Annotated in this window: 17 protein-coding genes; 11 read left to right on the top strand and 6 right to left on the bottom strand. The window is 61.1% G+C overall.

The genetic code is table 11. The features are described from left to right. The 3 genes from AB5Y70_RS01885 to AB5Y70_RS01875 all read left to right on the top strand — a co-directional run. The coding region (locus tag AB5Y70_RS01885) for a type I secretion C-terminal target domain-containing protein (RefSeq protein WP_368175912.1) at window positions 1-3,106 on the top strand (3,106 nt) is incomplete at its 5' end. 87 nt (window positions 3,107-3,193) lie between these two features. Next, window positions 3,194-3,751, top strand: coding sequence for a hypothetical protein (locus AB5Y70_RS01880; protein WP_042879892.1), 558 nt, complete (start codon window positions 3,194-3,196; stop codon window positions 3,749-3,751). A gap of 54 nt (window positions 3,752-3,805) precedes the next feature. Further along, window positions 3,806-4,507, top strand: a complete 702-nt coding sequence (locus AB5Y70_RS01875; RefSeq protein ID WP_010675156.1) for an SIMPL domain-containing protein — start codon at window positions 3,806-3,808, stop codon at window positions 4,505-4,507. A 162-nt stretch (window positions 4,508-4,669) separates the two neighbouring features. Here the strand turns inward: AB5Y70_RS01875 and AB5Y70_RS01870 are convergent, their stop codons facing one another. Further along, a complete protein-coding gene (locus AB5Y70_RS01870; RefSeq protein WP_039041364.1) occupies window positions 4,670-6,046 on the bottom strand; it encodes an amino acid permease in 1,377 nt (458 codons plus the stop codon). A gap of 356 nt (window positions 6,047-6,402) precedes the next feature. Here AB5Y70_RS01870 and AB5Y70_RS01865 point away from each other — a divergent pair, with 356 nt between their 5' ends. After that, window positions 6,403-6,678 carry a hypothetical protein gene (locus AB5Y70_RS01865; RefSeq protein ID WP_102983832.1) on the top strand — a complete coding sequence of 92 codons (276 nt, stop codon included), beginning with the start codon at window positions 6,403-6,405 and terminating at the stop codon, window positions 6,676-6,678. A gap of 129 nt (window positions 6,679-6,807) precedes the next feature. On the opposite strand, the gene AB5Y70_RS01860 is transcribed toward AB5Y70_RS01865, so the two are convergent. Beyond that, window positions 6,808-7,620, bottom strand: coding sequence for a pyruvate, water dikinase regulatory protein (locus AB5Y70_RS01860; RefSeq protein ID WP_010675153.1), 813 nt, complete (start codon window positions 7,618-7,620; stop codon window positions 6,808-6,810). A gap of 307 nt (window positions 7,621-7,927) precedes the next feature. Here AB5Y70_RS01860 and ppsA point away from each other — a divergent pair, with 307 nt between their 5' ends. Together ppsA and modF are read left to right on the top strand one after the other, a co-directional pair. Then, window positions 7,928-10,300: a phosphoenolpyruvate synthase gene (gene ppsA, locus AB5Y70_RS01855; protein ID WP_111896423.1), complete on the top strand. Its 2,373-nt coding sequence runs from the start codon at window positions 7,928-7,930 to the stop codon at window positions 10,298-10,300. Between the two features lie 118 nt (window positions 10,301-10,418). Beyond that, window positions 10,419-11,873, top strand: coding sequence for a molybdate ABC transporter ATP-binding protein ModF (gene modF, locus AB5Y70_RS01850; RefSeq protein ID WP_111896424.1), 1,455 nt, complete (start codon window positions 10,419-10,421; stop codon window positions 11,871-11,873). Between the two features lie 18 nt (window positions 11,874-11,891). On the opposite strand, the gene AB5Y70_RS01845 is transcribed toward modF, so the two are convergent. Then, window positions 11,892-12,071: a hypothetical protein gene (locus tag AB5Y70_RS01845; RefSeq protein WP_223918067.1), complete on the bottom strand. Its 180-nt coding sequence runs from the start codon at window positions 12,069-12,071 to the stop codon at window positions 11,892-11,894. Between the two features lie 17 nt (window positions 12,072-12,088). Then, a complete protein-coding gene (locus AB5Y70_RS01840) occupies window positions 12,089-12,628 on the bottom strand; it encodes a hydrolase (protein ID WP_045524340.1) in 540 nt (179 codons plus the stop codon). Window positions 12,629-12,848: 220 nt separating this feature from the next. On the opposite strand from AB5Y70_RS01840, the gene AB5Y70_RS01835 reads away from it, so the two are divergent. After that, window positions 12,849-13,046: a hypothetical protein gene (locus AB5Y70_RS01835; RefSeq protein ID WP_128342896.1), complete on the top strand. Its 198-nt coding sequence runs from the start codon at window positions 12,849-12,851 to the stop codon at window positions 13,044-13,046. A gap of 14 nt (window positions 13,047-13,060) precedes the next feature. Here the strand turns inward: AB5Y70_RS01835 and AB5Y70_RS01830 are convergent, their stop codons facing one another. After that, complete coding sequence (locus tag AB5Y70_RS01830; protein WP_109422277.1) at window positions 13,061-13,513, bottom strand: VOC family protein; 453 nt, start codon at window positions 13,511-13,513, stop codon at window positions 13,061-13,063. A gap of 339 nt (window positions 13,514-13,852) precedes the next feature. Here AB5Y70_RS01830 and AB5Y70_RS01825 point away from each other — a divergent pair, with 339 nt between their 5' ends. Further along, window positions 13,853-14,674, top strand: coding sequence for a MetQ/NlpA family ABC transporter substrate-binding protein (locus tag AB5Y70_RS01825; RefSeq protein ID WP_109422278.1), 822 nt, complete (start codon window positions 13,853-13,855; stop codon window positions 14,672-14,674). Window positions 14,675-14,728: 54 nt separating this feature from the next. Here the strand turns inward: AB5Y70_RS01825 and AB5Y70_RS01820 are convergent, their stop codons facing one another. Further along, window positions 14,729-15,451 carry a phosphatase PAP2 family protein gene (locus AB5Y70_RS01820; RefSeq protein ID WP_069651435.1) on the bottom strand — a complete coding sequence of 241 codons (723 nt, stop codon included), beginning with the start codon at window positions 15,449-15,451 and terminating at the stop codon, window positions 14,729-14,731. Window positions 15,452-15,701: 250 nt separating this feature from the next. Here AB5Y70_RS01820 and AB5Y70_RS01815 point away from each other — a divergent pair, with 250 nt between their 5' ends. From AB5Y70_RS01815 to AB5Y70_RS01805, 3 genes are all read left to right on the top strand, one after another. Then, window positions 15,702-16,823 carry a 4-phosphoerythronate dehydrogenase gene (locus AB5Y70_RS01815; RefSeq protein ID WP_103858298.1) on the top strand — a complete coding sequence of 374 codons (1,122 nt, stop codon included), beginning with the start codon at window positions 15,702-15,704 and terminating at the stop codon, window positions 16,821-16,823. Between the two features lie 83 nt (window positions 16,824-16,906). Then, the gene (locus AB5Y70_RS01810; protein WP_109422279.1) at window positions 16,907-17,923 is read left to right on the top strand and encodes an aspartate-semialdehyde dehydrogenase; all 1,017 of its coding nucleotides are present in this window, start codon (window positions 16,907-16,909) and stop codon (window positions 17,921-17,923) included. Window positions 17,924-18,216: 293 nt separating this feature from the next. Beyond that, the gene (locus tag AB5Y70_RS01805) at window positions 18,217-20,343 is read left to right on the top strand and encodes a FimV/HubP family polar landmark protein (RefSeq protein WP_111896425.1); all 2,127 of its coding nucleotides are present in this window, start codon (window positions 18,217-18,219) and stop codon (window positions 20,341-20,343) included. Window positions 20,344-20,474: the final 131 nt, after the last annotated feature.

Raw genomic sequence — 20,474 nt, 5'->3', positions numbered from 1 at the left:
GGTGACCACGCCGCTGGGCAACACCCTGACCATCACCGGGTACAACCCGGCGACCGGGCTGGTGAGCTACAGCTACACCCTGAACGACAACGAGGTGCACCTGACGGCGAACGGCAACAACAGCCTGTTCGAAGACTTCGCGGTGAGCCTGGTGGACAGCGACGGGGACTCGGCCTCGAACACCCTGAGCGTGCAGATCGTCGATGACGTGCCGACGGCCAACGATGATGCTGACAGTGCCACTGAAGGTGTGTTCACTCCGGTGACGGGTAATGTCATTACCGGGGCGGGGACCATCGGCGGCACAGCCGGTGCCGGGGTGGACGTCATGGGGGCGGATGGTGCGGCAATCAGCCAGGTCGTGAGCTCGAACGGCAATTCAGACAGTAATCCTGCCGGTGGATTCACTGTGACCGGGCTGTATGGGACGCTAACCATGGGGTTGGATGGCGAATACAGTTATACGCTCACGGCGGCATCGGTTCCCGTGGGTGCCTCGGAGGTATTTACCTACACGCTCAAAGATGGCGATGGTGATACAGATCCGGCAACTCTTACCATCAATATTGCTCAGGATACCCGTGTCCCTGTATTGACCATCGGCAATGCGACGGTTGATGAGGAGGGACTGCCTGAGGGGACGGCTGCCAGTGGTAATTCGGAGATATTCAATGGCAGCTTCACCATCAACACCCAGGGGGAAAATCTGACTACCTTGACCATCGGTGGGCAGGCTTACAACTTGACCAGTGGCGGCAGTCAGACCTTGATCAACAATACGGAAGGAATGCTGACGGTAACCGGTGTCAGCGGCCCCACAGCCGGTGTCTACACGGTGAATTATACCTACACGCTCAAAGACAATGTGCTGACTCACAACGTTCAAGGCAACAGTGATACAGCGAATGGTCCGAGTTTCGTCGTGTCGGCTACGGATGCCAGTGGCGACAGTGGCACGGGTAACCTGCAGGTTGTGATCAGCGATGATGCCCCCATTGCCAATGCTGTTACCAATGCAGGCCAGGCGACTCAGGTGCAGAACACGAATCTGATGTTGATCCTCGATATCTCCGGCAGTATGGGTGATCCATCGGGCTATCAAGGCATGACTCGGATGCAGGTGATGCAAAAGTCCGCTTTGGAGCTGCTGGACAAATACAGCGCCTACGGCAGCGTCATGGTCAATATCGTGACCTTCTCCACTTCAGCCGCCAATCCGACCGGGGTGTGGGTCTCGGTCGATGTAGCCAAGGCCATCATCCTTGGCCTTACCCCCACGAACTCGACCAACTACGATGATGCACTGAACGAGGCAATCAAAGCCTTTGGCGATACAGGTAAACTCGCTAATGCGCAAAATGTCTCTTACTTCATGTCGGATGGTCTGCCAAATGCCAACTCGTTGAGCGGTACCCCCGCCACAGTTCCTGATGGCAACAACTCGCTTGGCGGTGGAAACGGGATCGATGGTGACGGCACGACGCTGAGCGGTGAAACCAAGGACTGGGCCGATTTCCTGACGGCGAACAACATCAATTCGTACGCGCTCGGGATGGGATCGGGAGCGACCCAGTCTGCACTGGATCCCATTGCCTACAACGGGGTCAGTGGTGCCAGCCCGGCAAATACCACCGCAGTGGTGGTGACTGACTTCAGCCAACTGACCGCGACCCTTTTGAGCACCGTGGTAGCCCCGCCCTTGGCAGGACAACTTATAAACGGTGTAGCGGCGAGTGCTGGGGCCGATGGTGGCTGGCTCAATGCCATTACCGTGGGGGGGGTGACTTATACCTACAACCAGAAGACGGACTCCGCCGGCGTTTCGGGAGGGACATCAGCCGGGACCTTCAATACAACGACCAACGAATGGACCATTACACTTGCAGGCGGCATCCTCAAGGTGGATATGGACAACGGCGCCTACACCTATACTCCGCCGACATCCATTCCGGTCGGGGGGATAAACCAGGTCGTGGGTTACAGTGTGATAGACAACGATGGGGATACTGCGTCCAGCACCTTGTCCATCGTTATCAACCCGGCGGTCGGTCCTACCGTGGTTCGTGATGACTTTATCATCACCAACCAGGACCCGGCGACCATTCCGGATTGGGCTCTGCTTGCCAATGACACCGGGCCTCTGGCTGCGACCCAGATGATCACGGGTGTCTCGGGAGCTGTGGGAGGGACCGTCACAGACAATGTAGGCTCGGTAACATTTGATGATACCTCCGGCAATGCGACTCCCAACTCTTACGAGGGTTCGTTCAACTACACCAATAGCACGACCACAGATACGGCCAAGGTGTATGTGGATGTGCAGAGCGGTTTGACACTTACCGGGAGCTATCTCGACGAGATCCTTATTGGGGGATCTGGAAACGATACGCTCAACGGCAATGCCGGGAACGACATCCTGCTTGGAGGACTCGGTAACGACACCTTGAATGGTGGTGAGGGCAATGATCTCCTGATCGGTGGCGCTGGCAACGATACCCTGAACGGCGGCAACGGCAATGATACGGCCAGTTACTTCGACAGCGCTGCTGGGGTCACGGTCACAGTCAATGGCGTCAATCAGAATACCGGAGGGGCAGGGACAGACAGCCTGAGCAACATGGAAAACCTGGTAGGGTCCATGTTCAACGACAGCCTGACCGGCGATGGTAATGCCAACGTCTTGAGCGGACTGGCAGGTAACGACATCTTGAGTGGTGGTGGGGGCGACGACCTGCTGATTGGGGGTACCGGCAGTGATACCCTGACTGGTGGGGCTGGCAAGGATACCTTCAAATGGATGGCTGGTGATGCAGGAGGCACGGATACCATCAAAGACTTCACCACGGGGGCCAATGGAGATGTTCTGGACCTGAGTGAACTGCTCAGTGGTGAGCATGCCGATGCGAGCACACTGGATCACTATCTTACCTTTGCTCCTGGTCCGGGCAGTGGCAAGTCGACACTGACCATTGATCTGGATGGAGCGGGAAGTGGCACCACGACTCATACCATCCTCTTTGACAACGTGGATCTGACGGCTGGCAAATCCAATCTGCAGATCATTCAGGATCTGCTGGATCAGGGCAACCTCAAGGTCGATCCGTAAGCAGGGTATGGGGGCCGGGTGTGCCCGGCCCCTGTTATTTGATGGAGTGGGCAGATAAGATAGCCGCAGTATCAGGAGAGGGTCACCATGCAGTCATTCAACTGGGTCGACATCGACGGCATTCGCTATAGCTGGAACGGGCAGGACAATATCGTCTGCACCGGCCGCTTTGGCTATCAGGCCACGATGACGGGTGACACGCTCAACGGTCTGGAGCTGGAGAGCGAAGATGGTGAGGTGGCGGGGTTGCTGAATGTGGACTTTGCCGCTTCTCGTATCAGCTTCACGCCGGCAGAAGATGCGCCCCTGCCCCATATGATGGTGCTGGTCGGCCATGAGTGGGGGCAGCAGGAGTATTCGTTGCAGAGCCTGAGCGATACCTCCTTGCAGGGGCTGCTCAGCCACGGCGAGGAGCTTGACTGGGGTGCGCTGGCCGTCGTGACGACGTCCGAGCCGAATCTGCCATCACAAGGTCATGTTCTGTCGTGGGATTCGTTCCACTTTGAGGATGAATCGCTGTTTGGCAGCCCGGCGCCTGCTCCCGTGATGACAAGCCATGGCAATTCAGGAGGAGGGGAGATCAGCATCAATATCGACATGACCAATCAGGTGCTGGACCAGATCCCGCCGACACACGATATATGAATCCCAATCGACGACATGCATAATGACCTCCATCTAAATGATGGAGGTTTTTTTATGTGGCGTCCCCTTCTTACCCTGTCCGCGCTGGTTGTCAGTGCTCCGTTGCTTGCCATCGAGGTTCCTCAGGCCCCCCATCTGGTCGTCAGTGGCTATGCGGAGCAGAAGGCTGAACCAGACATGCTGACGCTCAATGTCGCCGTCACGGCACTGGAGAAGCAGGGCATCAAGGCCAAACAGCAGGTAGATACCAAGGTAGCAGCCTTCTTTGGCCAGCTGGAGAGCCTCGGCATCAAGCGCAGCGACGTCGAGGCGGGCAACCTGGTGATCTCCCCCGAGTATCAGTATCCCCAGAACAAGCAGCCTGAAATGGTGGGTTACCGTGCCCAGCGCCAACTGGCGGTCAAACTCTATCAACTCGACAAACTCAGCCAGTTGATGGATACCGCCCTCAAGGCGGGTCTGGAGTCCGTGACCCAGATAGAGTACGGCCTGAAGTCACCACAGGTCATCAAGGAGCAGGCCCGGCTTGGTGCTGTCGCTGATGCCACGAGCAAGGCGGAATCCCTGGCCAAGGCTTTCGGCATGAAGCTTGGCAAGGTGTATAGCGTCGAATACCGCAACAGTTCCCCCATGCCGGTCTATACCCGTGCCATGAAGGCAGCGGCAGCCCCTGCCGCCGACATGATGGAAAACAGCTATCAACAGCAGCAGATCAGCATCACTGACAATGTAGAAGCCGTCTTCCTGCTGGAATAACACAGCCCCTTTGTCCATCACTCAAACCCGAGGCAACCCCTCGGGTTTGTCATTGCAGGGGCTGGCAGGACAAGCGAGCCGCGAACTGGGTCAGGTGAAACGGGAATGGAATAAAAAAATGCCGGTCAGTGACCGGCATTTTTGTTGGAGGAGGCTCGATGCCTAGCCCAGGTTGGTCGCCAGCTTGCGTTGGCTCTTCTGTTTGAGCAGATAGCCGATACCGAGTACCAGGACCCAGGCCGGGATCAGCTCGACCGAGATGCGGGTGCCGTCGTTCATGTACATGATCACCAGGATGGCGGCCATGAAGGCGAGGCAGAGGTAGTTGCCAAACGGGCTCCACAGTGCCTTGAACTTGGTGGTGACGCCTTCTGCAGCCTTCACCTTGCGGAACTTGAGGTGCGCCAGGCTGATCATGGCCCAGTTGATGACCAGGGCGGAGACCACCAGAGACATCAGCAGACCAAAGGCCTTGCCCGGGATCAAATAGTTGATGAGCACGCACAGCAGGGTGGCCGCGGCCGAGATGGTGATGGCGGTCAGGGGCACGCCGCTCTTGCTGGTCTTGAGCAGGGCCTTGGGGCCGTTGCCCTGCTTGGCCAGGCCAAACAGCATGCGGCTGTTGCAGTAGACGCAGCTGTTGTACACCGACAGCGCGGCGGTCAGCACCACCAGGTTAAGTACGTTGGCTACCAGGTTGCTGTCGAGCGCATGGAAGATCATCACGAACGGGCTGCCGCCTTCCACTACCTTGCCCCAGGGATAGAGGGAGAGCAGTACGGTGAGGGCACCGATGTAGAAGATGAGGATGCGGTAGATCACCTGGTTGGTGGCCTTGGGGATGCTCTTCTCGGGATTGTCCGCTTCCGCTGCCGTGATGCCGACCAGCTCCAGACCGCCGAAGGAGAACATGATGAAGGCCATGGCCATCACCAGCCCGCCGACGCCGTTGGGGAAGAAGCCCCCCTGGGCCCAGAGGTTGCTGACCGTGGCCTCGGGGCCGCCGCTGCCGGAGAACAGCATCCAGCCGCCGAATCCAATCATGCCGAGAATGGCGACCACCTTGATGATGGCGAACCAGAACTCCATCTCGCCGAACGCCTTGACGTTGGAGAGGTTGATGGCGTTGATCAGCACGAAGAAGAAGGCCGCCGACATCCAGGTCGGGATCTCGGGCCACCAGTACTGGACATAGATACCGACTGCCGTCAGCTCGGCCATGCTCACCAGCACATAGAGCACCCAGTAGTTCCAGCCGGAGGCGAAGCCGGCGAAGTCACCCCAGTACTTGTAGGCAAAATGGCTGAATGAGCCGGCAACCGGCTCTTCCACCACCATCTCGCCCAGCTGGCGCATGATGAGGAAGGCGATGAAGCCGCCGATGGCATAACCCAGCAGCACCGCAGGGCCCGCCATCTTGATGGTGTCGGCAATGCCGAGGAACAGGCCGGTACCGATGGCACCGCCCAGTGCGATGAGCTGGATATGGCGGTTTTTCAGACCGCGCTTGAGCTCCTCGCCGTGTTGTTGAAGATCCATTCTTCCTTCCTTACGTCGCTGAAATCACTCGGCTCGCGTCCCGTCAGCCACAGCACGTCCTCTGCCTGGCGCGGCATCTTGTGCCGAAAACGTGACGAAATCCGTATTTATATCGTTACGGTTTGCCGCTGGCTGTTTTTTGTAGCGGCTACCAACCCGAGCAGAATAGTGATAATCGACCGTCCATGCACCTGTTTTCCTCATCATTGGCTGCTGTTTTGTGCGCCATGCAGGTTTTTCATGATCTGGAAAGGGGTTTTGAGAGTGATTGCTGATTTTGTGTACGGGTGGATTTGCGCCTGTTGACGCGAATTGGTTTTTATGATGCTTTTGCCCTTTGATAAAAAGGGACTCATATGATGGAGCGTATAGTCGGTGGCCTGGTGATGGTCGTGCTCTGGCTCGGGATCTGGCTCTCCCCCATGTTGCTGACGATGGCGATGAGCAGCCTTGTTGTCTGGGGCTGGTTGGGAGCGGATTACCTGGTGAACCACGTCGCCATGGTGCTCATCCTTGCTGCCGGGATGGGGTTGGTGCCAGCCTGCTGGCTGAGCGAGCGAGTCCGCAAGGGCAGGGGACTCATCCATTTTCACGGCATGTTGATGAACAACAAGGAACTCAACAAGCCCTGAGCCTGCTTGCCCCGCGAGTGATAGGATGCCAGCGACGATGCTGGCATCATTTTTTCATCCTGTTTCTCTGTTTCGTTATCTTGCCACTCACCTGTTTAATGGTGCGTTGTGCTGTCACAGCCTTGCAGGTTAGCAGAGCTGGCGGCGAAGGCCGGTCGCTTCCAGGATCTTGGCGCTGATCTCCTCGACCGAGTGGGAGCTGGTATCGAGGAAGCGGATCGCCTCCTGGCGGAACAGCCTCTCGACGCTGGCCAGCTCCTGTTTGCATTGATCAAGCGAGGAGTAGCGGCTGTTGGCGCGGCGCTGGTTGCGGATCTCGTGCAGCCGCTGCGGCATGATGGTGAGGCCGAACAATTTGTGGCGATTGGCCTTGAGGGCGGCGGGCAGCTCCAGCGATCCCATGTCCTGCTCGATAAAGGGATAGTTGGCGGCGCGAATGCCAAATTGCAGTGCCAGATAGAGGCTGGTCGGTGTCTTGCCGCAACGGGAGACCCCGATGAGGATGATGTCTGCCTCGTCATACTCCCTGGTGGTGATGCCATCGTCGTTGGCCAGCGCAAAGTTGACCGCTTCGATGCGATCGTCGTACAGCTTGCGGTTTTCCATGCCATGGGTGCGATGCAACCTGGGTTCGGCCTTGATACCTAGCTCCTGTTCGAGAGGGCTCACGAAGGTGTTGAGAAAATCGTGGCTGCTGGCCTGGGCCTTGAGCACCTCTTCACGCACCATGGGGTCGACGATGGTGTGAAACAGGATGGGGCGCACCCCGGTCTGGCGAAACTGCTCGTCAATGCGTGCCCGTACCTGGCGCGCTTTCTCCTGGGTCTCGACAAAGGGGATGGTTACCTGTTCGAAGGCCAGGGGAAACTGGCTCAACACGGCGTGGCCGAAGACTTCGGCGGTGATGGCGGTGCCGTCGGATACATAGAATACGGTGTGCACTGCGGACTCCTGTGGTGCGCTCCAGGGGGCGGCGAGAAATAAGTATCTCTCGAAACCATATCGTTTTTGTCAACAGATCTGCCATGCCCAAGTTGTGAACTCGCTTGCAAACCTGAGTCGTTACCTTTTTGTGTCGCTATTGTAGAATGCCTGTGTCAAACGACCATCCCCAACTCTTGCTCGGGGATTTTTTTGACAATAAATAGAAAACGTTTTCATGGTCGTTGGCAACAGACACTAACAAAAACACACGACTTGGCACAGCAGGTGAATTGTCACCCTGGCCCCCCAACCTGGAGACATGCAAATGCAACAGTACGTACTCTGGTACGAACAGCTCGGTATGCAGGACGTTGAACGCGTCGGCGGCAAGAATGCATCCCTTGGCGAGATGATCAGCAACCTCTCGGGGGCCGGCGTGTCCGTGCCGGGCGGGTTTGCGACCACGGCCTTTGCGTTTAACGAGTTTCTGGAGTTAAGCGGCCTCAACGGCAAGATCCATGACCTGCTCGACAGTCTGGATGTGGATGACATCGCCGCCCTCAACCGGGCCGGTCAGCAGATCCGCGACTGGGTGGTGGAAGCACCCTTCCAGCCCGCTCTGGAGCAGGCGGTGCGGGAGGCCTATGACAAGCTGAGCGCGGGGCTCGAGGCCTCCTTTGCCGTGCGCTCCTCCGCCACTGCGGAAGACATGCCGGATGCGTCGTTTGCCGGTCAGCAGGAGACCTTCCTCAACGTGCGCGGTATCGATGCCGTCATGACGGCCATCAAGCATGTGTTTGCCTCTCTGTTCAACGATCGCGCCATCTCCTACCGGGTCCATCAGGGCTATGACCACAAGGGGGTCGCACTCTCCGCCGGGGTGCAGCGCATGGTGCGCTCGGATCTCGCCGCCTCCGGCGTCATGTTTACTCTGGACACCGAATCCGGCTTCAACGACGTGGTCTTCATCACCGGCGCCCAGGGCTTGGGCGAGATGGTGGTGCAGGGGGCCGTCAACCCGGACGAGTTCTATGTGCACAAGCCGACCCTCAAGGCCGGGCGCCCCGCCGTGGTGCGCAAGACGCTGGGCTCCAAGCTCATCAAGATGACCTACTCCGGGGATGCCGGTCATGGCCGTCAGGTGAAGGTGGTCGATACTACCGATGCCGAGCGCAACCGCTTCTGCATCACGGACGAGGAAGTGATGGCCCTGGCAAAGCAGGCCCTCATCATCGAGCAGCACTACGGTCGTCCGATGGACATCGAGTGGGCCAAGGATGGTCAGGATGGCAAGCTCTACATCGTTCAGGCCCGTCCGGAAACCGTGCGTAGCCGCCAGGAAGCCAATACCCTCGAACGCTTTGCCCTCAAGCAAACCGGCAAGGTGCTGATCGAGGGGCGCGCCATCGGCCACAAGATTGGCGCGGGTCCGGCCCGTGTCATCTCCTCCATCAGCCAGATGGATGAAGTGCAGCCCGGCGATGTGCTGGTCACCGACATGACCGATCCGGATTGGGAGCCCATCATGAAGCGCGCTTCCGCCATCGTCACCAACCGGGGTGGACGCACCTGCCACGCCGCCATCATCGCCCGTGAGCTCGGCATTCCGGCAGTGGTGGGTTGCGGCAACGCCACCGACCACATCCAGGATGGTCAGCTCATCACCGTCTCCTGTGCGGAAGGGGACACCGGCTTCATCTATGACAGCGAGCTCGACTTTGACGTGGCGGTGACCGAGGTGGGCAACATGCCGCGCCTGCCCATCAAGATCATGATGAACGTCGGCAATCCGGACCGCGCCTTCGATTTTGCCCAGTTGCCGAATGCCGGCGTGGGCCTGGCCCGCCTCGAGTTCATCATCAACCGCATGATCGGGGTCCACCCCAAGGCGCTGCTGGAGTTCGATCAGCAGACCCCGGAACTCCAGGCCACCATCACCAGGATGATCGCGGGCTACGAGAGCCCACGTGAGTTCTACGTAGCCAAGCTGACGGAAGGGATCGCCACCCTGGCGGCCGCCTTCTGGCCTGAGCGGGTCATCGTGCGGATGTCGGACTTCAAGTCCAATGAGTACGCCAACCTGGTGGGGGGGCGTGGTTACGAACCCCATGAAGAGAACCCCATGATCGGTTTCCGTGGTGCGTCGCGCTACATCGCCGACAGTTTCCGCCCCTGCTTCGCCCTCGAGTGCGAGGCGATGAAACGGGTACGGGATGTCATGGGGCTGACCAACGTCGAGGTGATGATCCCCTTCGTGCGTACCCTGGGTGAGGCGGAGCAGGTGGTGGAGATACTGGCTGAGAACGGCTTGCGCCGTGGCGAGCGCGGCCTGAAAGTCATCATGATGTGCGAGCTGCCCTCCAATGCGCTGCTGGCGGACAAGTTCCTCGAGCACTTCGACGGCTTCTCCATCGGCTCCAATGACATGACCCAGTTGACCCTGGGGCTGGATCGGGACTCCGGGCTCATCGCCCACCTGTTCGACGAGCGCAACGAAGCGGTCAAGGCGCTGCTGGCCATGGCCATCGCCGCCGCCCGCAAGGCGGGCAAGTACGTGGGGATCTGCGGCCAGGGGCCGTCCGATCACCCGGACTTCGCCGCCTGGCTGGTCGAGCAGGGGATCGATTCCGTGTCGCTCAACCCCGATACCGTGGTCGACACCTGGCTCTATCTGGCCGAGCAGCACAAGGCCGGCTAAACCCGTCTCCGCTTTTTGATGACACGGCGCCGCAATGGCGCCGTTTTTGTCTGCGCCCCCCTTTTTCTGTTACAAGGGGAATGAGCAAGGCGCTCCGCACCCATCACAGGACGATCCCATGACCTCATTGCAGTGGCAATCCGCCACCCTGGCCCTGCGTGGCCACCACACCCTGGTTATTCCCGAACTCTGTCTCACTCCGCAGGCCTGCTGGGCCTTCGTCGGCAGCAACGGCAGCGGCAAGACGGCGCTGGCGTCGGCCCTGAGCGGCGAGCTGGTCGTGCGTGCCGGAGCGGTATCGGGTCGAGTCCGGGCCGAGCGACTCTCGTTCGAGTCGCAGCAACAGCTGGGGGAGCTGGACTGGCAGCGGCGCAATACCGACATGCTGGGAGAAGAGGAGGAGGCGGGGTATCGGGTATCGACCCTGATGCTGGAGGCGGGGGGGGAGGAGCATGAGGCCCGCGCGCTGCTGGCCCGTTTTGGCATTGAATCCCTGTGGGAGCGCCCCTATCGCTACCTCTCGAGCGGGGAGGGGCGCAAGCTGCTGCTGGCCCGGGCCCTGCTGGGGCGACCCGAGCTGCTGGTGCTGGACGAACCCTTCGATGGCCTGGATCAGGGGGCCAGGGCTTCTTTGATGATGTTGCTGGCCGACCTGGTGTCAGAGGGGCTGCGCCTGGTGGTGATCGTCAACCGTTTTGACGAGATCCCCCCCTTTGCCACTCACCTCGGCCTGCTCGGCGAGTGTCGTCTGCTGCTGGCGGGGGAGCGCGAGGCGGTGCTCGGCAGCCAGGAGGTGGCCCAGCTGGCTCGCGCCGAAACCACGTCCCCCCGTTTGCCGCCACCGCTGACGACACCCGAGCCCTTGCCTCCCGGCCCTCGGGTCGTCATGAAAGCCATGCGTATCGCTTACGGGGATCAGGTGATCATCGACGGGCTCGACTGGACCATTGACGAGGGGGAGCACTGGCAACTGGTGGGACCAAACGGCGCTGGCAAGTCGACCCTGCTCTCCCTCATCACCGGAGATCACCCGCAAGGTTACAACAATGAGCTCCATCTGTTCGGACGGCGGCGGGGCAGCGGCGAGAGTATCTGGGAGATCAAGCGCCACATCGGGCTCGTGAGCCCGGCGCTGCATCTGGACTATCGTGTCAGCTGCCCGGTGCAGACAGTTATCCTCTCCGGTTTCTACGACTCCATCGGGCTTTATACCCGGCCGGGGGATCGTCAGCTGGCACTGGCCAACCAGTGGCTGGCCCTGCTGGGGCTGGCCGATCAGGGGGCGCAGCCTTTCCACTCTCTCTCTTTCGGTCAGCAGCGACTGGTGCTGATCGCCCGTGCCCTGGTCAAGCATCCGCCGCTGCTCATCCTGGACGAACCCCTGCAGGGACTGGATCCCCTCAACCGTCACCTGGTGCGGGAGATGGTAGCGCGCCTCGTGGGCGAGGGAACCCAGCTATTGTTCGTTTCCCATCATGCCGATGATGCGCCCCCCGGTCTGACCCACAGGCTGAGCTTCGTGCCAAGGGAGGGGGAAGGATACGACTATCTGCAGGAGCGTCTGGGGAGCTGAGCCGTCCGGGCGGCATGGTCAGAGAGGGGCCGGTTCGGCGAGGAGCGGCGGCATCCCTAGCAGCGTCCACCACAGCCCGAAGAAGAGCATGATCCCCAGCCAGAGCCAGGCCAGATAGTGACGGGTGGCGGCCATCCCCGTCACCGTCACCATGAGTGCCGCCCCGAAGGCGATGAGGGCGAACAGAAAGGGCGCCATGTTGTCCATCATGGCGGTCATTTCACCAGGGAGAGGATCTGGCGAAATGCCGGATGGCGGCAGTCCCCCATCAGCTCATAGAGGCACATCTCCACCGACGTCAGCGCAGCTCCCCTGGCCGCAAGCTGGCCGATGGCGAGATCCCGGTTGGCAGCGCAGCGAGACGACACCGCATCCACCACCAGCGAGACCCGGGTGCCGCTGGCCAGAAGTCCCAACACGCTCTGGTAGACGCAGATATGGGTCTCGATGCCACATACCAGCCAATGCTCTACCCCGCTTTCGGCCAGCGCGGTCGCCACAGTGGGCTCCCCCAGGGCGCCGAAGCTGTATTTGGGCAGCACAAGATCGCCTGCCTGCAGCGATTGCAATTCGGGCACGGTGGCACCGAGCTTGTCCGGGTTCTGCTCCAGCCAGACAACCGGCAGCCCCAGCACCCTGGCCCCTTGCACCAGCCTGGCGGTATTGGCAATCAGGGCGTCGCTCTCCTCGACCAGGCGGGCCAGCTTGCCCTGAATATCGACCACCAGCAGGCCTGGGTGATGGTGTTTGTGCATTTTTTGTCTCCTTTCTCGGTTGCGGATGAGATACAGCGCCATCCTGGGAGCCATTCTCGCGTACATCTTGATACAAATTGTGAGCTGACCGACGGCGTGGGGGACACTAGGATGCCCGTCATGGAGCCCGTTTTCTCAGTTGTGGTGTGCATGACAAGGGGCGACGCATCAACCCGCTACTGCGTAGTTGGACGATTTTCCATTAACGATGAGAAGTACCATGAAGAAGATAATCCTGTTCGTCTCCCTGGCTGGCCTTTTGGCCGGTTGCGCCAGCCCGGCACAACGCATGACGGAATGCCAGGCGCAAGGGATCAGCAAGGACGCCTGCTACCAGGCCGAGCAAAACCGCCAGGCGTCCATCATGAACGCCGCCGAGAAGCAGGCCTTGGAGAACGCCAGCAAGGCGGTCAAATAATCTAACCCGACTCATTACGTGTACTTCTCAGGCCCTGGATTCACCGAATGCAGGGCCTTTTGCTGGGTGGCACTGTGCTGCGATGTGTTTGCGGCGTGTGAGGACTCAATGTAGGTCATCGCCTCGATGTTGTTGCCATCGGGATCGCGCAGGAAGGCGGCGTAGTAATTGGGGGCATAGTGGGGACGCAGTCCCGGCAACCCATTGCAGGCAAAACCTGCCTTGATCCCCGCGTGATGGAACGCATCCACCTGTGTCGCGTCGTCGGCCCTGAATGCGAGATGGCAGGAGGCGCCCTGCTGCCCCTGCTCCATCAGGAAGCCCACGTGATCGCGGCCCATCAGGCCAAAACCGGCCGCCGTCTCATCAGACCATTTGAGTTCTATCAAAAGAGGAGCCAGTACGGTGGCGTAGAAGTGCTGACAGGAGTCAAAACGCACCACCTTGATTTCTACATGATCGAACACGGTGACTCCTTGTGTGGCCTGGGTGTAGAGCAGCCCATCAGGCCCTCATGGGAACCGTTGAAATGGGTATCGAATGACCACAATAAGCCAGTTCGACGCCAGACAGGGAGAGGGCAGGCGCATAACTGCGTGCTCCGTCAAAGATTTTTCATCCAGTTGCGGGATGCGCTTTGCTTCGTGCTGGCCAAGCTTGCCCGGTTTTGTTACTTGGCGAAGGCTACGAGCTCTGTTATGGTGTGCTCAGTTAGCCGTTTGGATGGCTAGATGGTTGTGCGCTGACTGCATGTTTGCGCCCCCGACCGCTCACCGTTTTGATGATCATGTTGACAGGGAGTTTTTATGCAACGTCGTTCCTTCTTCACCCTTTCCGCCCTGGCGTTGCTCGCCAGCAGCCTGCCGCTGTCCGCCTTTGCCATCGATGAGGCGAAGAAAGAGATCGTCATCGGCACCACGGTTGGCGACTTTGCCGACATGGTGACCGACTCTATCAAGCCGCAGCTCGAAGCCAAGGGCTACAAGGTCAAACTGGTGGAGTTCACCGATTACGTGACCCCCAATATCGCCCTGGCGGACGGGTCGCTTGACGTCAACTGCTTCCAGCACAAGCCCTATCTGGAGAGCTTCGCCAAAGACCGGGGTTTCTCTCTGGCGCCCATCACCCAGGTGCCGACCGGCCCCATGGGGCTCTACGCCGGCAAGCTGGGGGATCTGAAGGCGGTGAAAGAGGGAAGCACGGTCGCCATCCCGAACGATCCCACCAACCAGGCGCGGGCACTGCTGATGTTGCAGGATCTGGGCTGGCTGAGCCTCAAGGAGGGGATCAATCCTCTCAAGGCGAGCGAGTTCGACGTGGTGAAGAACCCCCACAACCTCAAGCTGGTGCTGCTGGAAGCGGCGCAGCTGCCGCGCTCCCGTGAGGATGTGGACTTCTCCGTCATCAACGGCAACTTTGCCGCCTCAAGCGGGATCCCGTTCAGCTCCGGCCTTTTCCTCGAGCGCAGCTATGACTTCATCAACTGGGTGGTGGTCAAGAGCGCCGATGCGGGCAAGCCGTTCGCCAAGGATGTGGCGGCTGCCTACAACTCCCCCGAATTCAAGGCTTATGCCGCCAAGCGCTTCGTCGGCTACAAGTATCCCGAGGGCTGGCAGCAGAAGGGGTGAGTGGCGTACAAGCAATATAAAACGGGCACCCAGGTGCCCGTTTTTTATTGGACGTCAGTAGTGGCGCAACCACCAGCGGGCGGCCAGGAGGGCGGTAAGGCTGCCAAGCAGGGCGCTTGCCAGCACATCCAGGGGCCAGTGCATGCCGATAAGGGTGCGCGAGAGGCCGATCCCGATGGCCCAGAGTGGCAGCAGCCAGGCCCCGGCGGGTGCCCGGGCCAGCCAGATCAGGCCGAAGAACTGGGCGAGGCTCATGGCGGCGATGCTGTGACCGGAGGGAAAGGCGTAGTTGACCTCTGCCTGCCAGTGCTGGCCGAGCCAGGCGGGCAGCGCCAGCAACTGGGTCGCGGCGTGGACCTGTTCACTGCGAAGGGCCTGGCTTCCTCCATAGAACTGGCGGATGGCGGGGATCAGCTCCTGGCTCTCCAGCCAGATGAGGTAGGGCCTGGGCTCCTCGGTCAGCAGCTTGATGAGGCTCTTGATGACCCAGTCGCTCGCCAGCACGGCAAAGAGGGCGCCAGCCAGCGCCAGCAGGGCGCGACTGTCCAGCGTCAGCTTGTGTCTTGTGAGCAGCAGCAGGGCGGCGATGGTGAAGACCAGCCCCGGCAAGTCCACCATGCGGGTGAGGGCGTAGGGCCACCATAGCCAGCCCGATTGCAGGGCCTGGGTCATGAACGGCTGCCAGGGCAGGCAGACGAGCAGCAGCAGGGGGAGGAGCAGGAGGGCATTGAAATGAAGCACCTTACGGCGTGGCAACGAAGAGGAGTGAGTCGGCATCAAGGGGTCCGGTTCGGTGGCGCGAGCGGCTAAAAAGAGGCGTCATTGTGCCAGTCAGGTTGCTCTGGTCAAGGCGAAGGGGGCGAGGGCAACAGGCTGTTACATATGATGCTGCCGGGCATCGTGCCCGCACCTGAAGCCGGGAGGCGGAAAGATGGCCGCAGAGCGGTCTGCCAACAAGCCTCTGAAAATCCGTCGCGTTTGGGCTAGAATGGCGCGCCTGTGGCCCTGGTGGACGAGATGCGTGCCGATGAAGATCGTCGTTGATGAAAATATGCCCCATGCGGTGGAGCTGTTTGCGGAATTTGGTGAAGTGGTTCCCCTGCCGGGACGAGAAATAAAGGCCGCGGATCTGCAAGAGGCGGATGTGCTGCTGGTGCGCTCCGTGACCCGGGTCAACGAAGCGCTCCTGGCGAGTTGCCCCAGACTGGGGTTTGTCGGCACGGCCACCATCGGTACGGATCACATCGATCAGGGGCTGCTGGCGGCGCGGGGCATCCCCTTCTTCAGCGCCCCCGGCTGCAACAAGGTGTCGGTGGGGGACTACGTGCTCTCCGCCCTGCTGGTTCTGGCGGAACGCCATGAGCTGACCTTGAGCGAGATGAGCCTCGCCGTCATCGGTGCCGGCAACACCGGCGAGAGCGTGGCCGGCAAGGCCGAGGCGCTCGGGATGAAGGTGCTGCGCTGCGACCCGCCCCTGGCCCGTAGCGGCGCCGCTGGCGACTTCGTGGATTACCGCACTGCCCTGGATGCCGACATCGTCAGCTTCCATGTCCCCTATCTTCGTGAAGGGGATGAGGCCACCTTCCACCTGCTGGGAGCCGAGGAGATCGCCGAGCGTCCGGCCGGGCAGATCCTCATCAACGCATCCCGCGGCGAGGTGTGGGACAACCGGGCGCTGCTTGTCCGCCAGCAGGGGCCCCATCCCCTGCGACTGGTGATGGACGTGTGGGAAGGAGAGCCGGAGCCCCTCAATGAACTGGTGCCCCATACCGAGCTGGCCACCCCGCACATCGCCGGTTACAGCCTGGAAGGCAAGGCCCGTGGCACCTGGATGCTCTATGAGGCGCTGTGCCGGCAACTGGGGCGCACCCCACGCCAGGATCTGCAATCCCTGCTGCCTGCCCCCGAGGTGCGCGAGCTGACGCCGGGGCAGCCGGCGGATCAGGCGCTCATCAAGCAGCTTGTCCACCTTGTTTATGACGTGCGCCGTGACGACGCCCGTTTTCGCAACCGGATCGGGCTGCCCGGCAGCTTCGATGAGCAGCGCAAGCGCTACCCCGAGCGGCGCGAATTGGGCGCCCTGCAACTGAAAGGGCCCTTCGCCGACGACAGACTGGCCCGACTGGGCTTTGCCGTCTCGGAGCAATAAACCCGATTTCAACAAGGGGAGGGGCTTGCCCAGGCGGCGCCTCCCCCCGGCCCCGACGGGCCGCATCACAGGAGAACAGATCAGTGAGTCAGCAATTCAACGTAGCGGTATTAGGTGCCAGCGGCGCCGTGGGTCAGGCCATGATCGAGATCCTGGAGGAGCGCGCCTTCCCGGTAGCGACCCTCTATCCGCTCGCCTCCAGTCGCAGCGCTGGGGACACGGTGCGTTTTGGCGGCAAGAACGTCGACATCCTTGATGTGGAGGTCTTTGACTGGAGCCAGGTGGAGATCGCACTCTTCTCCGCCGGTGCCGAGGTCTCGGCCAAATGGGCGCCCATCGCCGCCGAGCACGGCTGCATCGTCATCGACAACACCTCCTGCTTCCGCTACGACGAGGACATTCCCCTGGTCATTCCGGAAGTGAACCCGGACGCGCTGGCCGATTTTCGCAACCGCAACATCATCGCCAACCCCAACTGCTCTACCATCCAGATGCTGGTGGCGCTCAAGCCCCTGCACGACGAGGTGGGCATCAGTCGCATCAACGTGGTGACCTACCAATCCGTCTCCGGCTCCGGCAAGGAAGGGGTGAGCGAGCTGGCGGGCCAGACCGCCCACCTGCTCAACGGCCGTCCGGTGGAGCCGACCCTCTATCCGCAGCAGATCGCCTTCAACCTGATCCCGCAGATCGATGCCTTCACCGACAACGGCTACACCCGGGAAGAGATGAAGATGGTGTGGGAGACCCAGAAAATCCTGGGGGATGCCAGCATCGCCGTGAACCCCACCTGCGTGCGGGTACCGGTGTTCTACGGTCACGCCGAGGCGGTCCATGTGGAGCTGCATCAGCCGCTGGACGCCGAACAGGTGAAAGAGCTGCTGCGCAATGCCCCGGGGGTGACCCTGTTTGATGATGAAGGGGACTACCCGACCCCGGTACGCGATGCCACCGGCCAGGATGATGTGATGGTCGGGCGGGTGCGCCAGGATATTTCTCATCCGAGTGGTATCAATATGTGGATCGTGGCCGATAACGTTCGTAAGGGCGCGGCGACCAACAGCGTGCAGATTGCAGAACTGCTGGTACGCGACTACCTCTGAGGCCGGATGTCGGCCCCGGGCGGGGAGGGAACCCCGCCTTGATGTGGGCGCCCTGGCCCCGGGATGTGACCGGGAACCCACTCTCCGGTTTTTGGAATACCGTGTGATATCAGTGGACTAGGTTTTTTTCTACACTCTGGTTCGCGTCTGGGGCTGCTTTCTGGTCGCCGCCGGGCGCGAAATATGTCGGATCGCTGGCTTGAGACCGGCGCCTGATTTATATTGAGCCGATTGTTTTGGGGTAACTATCCAGATTTTTCAATGTGATAGGGCCGTCATACGAAGGAACGAATATGGGACATTCCCGCATAACGCTGGCAACGCTACTCGCATTGGGGCTTCTGGGCACGGTTCAGGCCGAAGAGGGGGCGCGAGAACCCTTCTTTGTCGAACTCAAGGGACCGGATGGCTCACCGCCCCCCGCGGTGCAACCAGAGCCCCGGGCCCAGCCCGTGGCGCCCGTCACCCTGCCCAGAGCCCAGCCCATCGTGCGTCAGGTGCCTGCTGCGTCGGCTGGCAGTTATGGTCCCGTGCGTCCCACCGATACCCTCTGGAGTCTGGCGAGCAAGCATCGCCCGTCCAACCGGGTAAGCGTCTACCAGACCATGGTGGCCATCTATGACAAAAACCCCCGAAGCTTCGCAGACGGCAACATCAACCATATTCTGGTGGGGTCCCACATCCTGCTGCCCACCGTCGCAGAGGCGGGGCGCATCACGGATGCCGAAGCACGCCGTCGCTTCAACAGCGACAACGCGAGCTGGAAGGGGCTGAGCCCCAAATACCTGGCCAACAAGCAATCCCACGTCGCCCAGCCGGTGGTGAGCAAGCCTGCTCCGGCCAAGCCGGCTGTGGTGGCCAAGAATACACCGCCCAAGGCGGCGCCGATCCCGGCGGCACCCAAGGCGACGGCTCCTGCCCCCGAGGTGAAGGAGACCGCCAAGGCGGCTGTCTCCACCCCCGTGGTGGTGAGCGCTGCTGCGAGCAGCGCCGCCAGCACGGCGCCGGCGCCCCTGCCCGCCACTGCGGTGGGCAAACCCTCCACCGAGATGGCGCTGGCCCTGGAAGATGCCAACGCCCAGCTCGGCCAGGTCACCGAGATGAACCACAGGCTCAAGCTGCGCCTGCAAGCCCTGACCGAAGAGGTGGAGACCCTCAAGGCCCAGTTGCAGGATCAGACCGCCCTGCAAAAAGAGGTGGCGGAACTCAAGGCCAATCCGACGCCTCCCGTGGTGGCGCCGGTGCCCAAACAGGGCTGGTTGATGGAGCTGCTCTCTTCGCCGCTCAATCTCGCCATGATCATCCTGCTGCCGGTACTCCTGGTGCTTGCCCTGGTCACGCTCTGGCTGCGTGCTCGTGCCCGCCGCGAGCTGGAAGAGCAGGAGAAGAGCCTCTCCGAGTCGACCTCCATGGTCATGGGAGACGAGAACAGCGAGTTTGAGCAGTTGATGACGGTGGGCATCGCGGATGACGAGCCCCTCCATGGCATGCCGGATCTCAACGAGCCGGAAGTGATCAGGAAGCAAGATGGCGCCAGTGCTGCCGCCGATGTCATCTTCCGGGATGACGAGACGGCGCTCTCCGCTTTTGATGTGGAGCCTGCGGTGACGACGGCGAACCGGGATCCGGATCTGGTGCCCGAGCTGGATCTGGCCCACGAGGGTGACTTCGATCTACCCGTGGTGCCGGAACTCGATCTCTCCGACGAGCCCAGCTCCTCTGCTCGTGGTCATGACGAGATCATGACCGAGGAGGAGCTGCAGGCCGCCCTGTTTGCCGAGCTGGACGCGGATCTGGAAGCGGATCTGGCCCAGGCCCAGGAGGAGAGCCGCAGCCAGCGTGACGAGACACTGGCCAACTTCGATCTGAGCGATCTAGAGACCAGGTTTGGCGAGCCGACCGACGATGAGCTTGCCGCCAAGGCGCCGCACATCGACGAGACGGGGTTTGGCAAGGACGATGTGGACGACATGCTGGCCGAGCTCGGGCTGGAGCCCACCAAGCCGGCGGCGTCCGAGTGGGATCCCAGCGAGCTGGCCCTGGCGGACTTCGAGGATGCCTTCGCCGAGGTGGAGTCCCATCAGGGGGAGGTGAAACCCCGCGAGCAGGTGCAAGACAGCGACTTCGTTGAAATCGACAAGCTGCTGGCCGATGCCGATGCCAGCAGCACGGAGCAGGAACCCTATCAGGGCTTCTCCCTGGATGTGGGGCTGGACGGTTTCCCCGAGGTGCTGCCGGAGTCCAACGGCTTTGATGTGGATGCCGATGACGGCGGGGTGGGGGCCAAGCTGGATCTGGCCCGGGCTTACCTCGAGATCGACGACAAGGAGAGCGCCCGCGAGCTGCTGGAAGAGGCGGTGGCCCAGGGCAGCGAGCACCAGCGCAGCGAGGCGCAGAAGCTGCTCAAACGCCTGGGCTAGGCAGGCCCTTGTCATCCATGCACCAGAGAGGGCAGCCCGCGGGCTGCCCTCTCGCTTTGGGGGCCCCGCACCGCGGCCTCGCCCGGTCTGGGACTTTTGAGCTCGAGCGCGTATAATCCGCCCCGTTTCTT

Origin of the sequence: Aeromonas sp. s1(2024), from assembly GCF_040908005.1 — a bacterium.
Classification (GTDB): Bacteria; Pseudomonadota; Gammaproteobacteria; order Enterobacterales; family Aeromonadaceae; genus Aeromonas; species Aeromonas caviae.
This window is presented reverse-complemented; position numbering and strand designations above follow the sequence as displayed.

What these genes read in the sequence shown, in the direction of transcription:
- AB5Y70_RS01815 (WP_103858298.1), top strand. Translation starts at nt 15,702, where the DNA reads ATGAAGATCGTCGTTGATGAAAATATGCCCCATGCGGTGGAGCTGTTT.
- AB5Y70_RS01875 (WP_010675156.1), top strand. Translation starts at nt 3,806, where the DNA reads ATGTGGCGTCCCCTTCTTACCCTGTCCGCGCTGGTTGTCAGTGCTCCG.
- ppsA (WP_111896423.1), top strand. Translation starts at nt 7,928, where the DNA reads ATGCAACAGTACGTACTCTGGTACGAACAGCTCGGTATGCAGGACGTT.
- modF (WP_111896424.1), top strand. Translation starts at nt 10,419, where the DNA reads ATGACCTCATTGCAGTGGCAATCCGCCACCCTGGCCCTGCGTGGCCAC.
- AB5Y70_RS01865 (WP_102983832.1), top strand. Translation starts at nt 6,403, where the DNA reads ATGATGGAGCGTATAGTCGGTGGCCTGGTGATGGTCGTGCTCTGGCTC.
- AB5Y70_RS01805 (WP_111896425.1), top strand. Translation starts at nt 18,217, where the DNA reads ATGGGACATTCCCGCATAACGCTGGCAACGCTACTCGCATTGGGGCTT.
- AB5Y70_RS01880 (WP_042879892.1), top strand. Translation starts at nt 3,194, where the DNA reads ATGCAGTCATTCAACTGGGTCGACATCGACGGCATTCGCTATAGCTGG.
- AB5Y70_RS01870 (WP_039041364.1), bottom strand. Translation starts at nt 6,046, where the DNA reads ATGGATCTTCAACAACACGGCGAGGAGCTCAAGCGCGGTCTGAAAAAC.
- AB5Y70_RS01845 (WP_223918067.1), bottom strand. Translation starts at nt 12,071, where the DNA reads ATGGCGCCCTTTCTGTTCGCCCTCATCGCCTTCGGGGCGGCACTCATG.
- AB5Y70_RS01825 (WP_109422278.1), top strand. Translation starts at nt 13,853, where the DNA reads ATGCAACGTCGTTCCTTCTTCACCCTTTCCGCCCTGGCGTTGCTCGCC.
- AB5Y70_RS01835 (WP_128342896.1), top strand. Translation starts at nt 12,849, where the DNA reads ATGAAGAAGATAATCCTGTTCGTCTCCCTGGCTGGCCTTTTGGCCGGT.
- AB5Y70_RS01840 (WP_045524340.1), bottom strand. Translation starts at nt 12,628, where the DNA reads ATGCACAAACACCATCACCCAGGCCTGCTGGTGGTCGATATTCAGGGC.
- AB5Y70_RS01820 (WP_069651435.1), bottom strand. Translation starts at nt 15,451, where the DNA reads ATGCCGACTCACTCCTCTTCGTTGCCACGCCGTAAGGTGCTTCATTTC.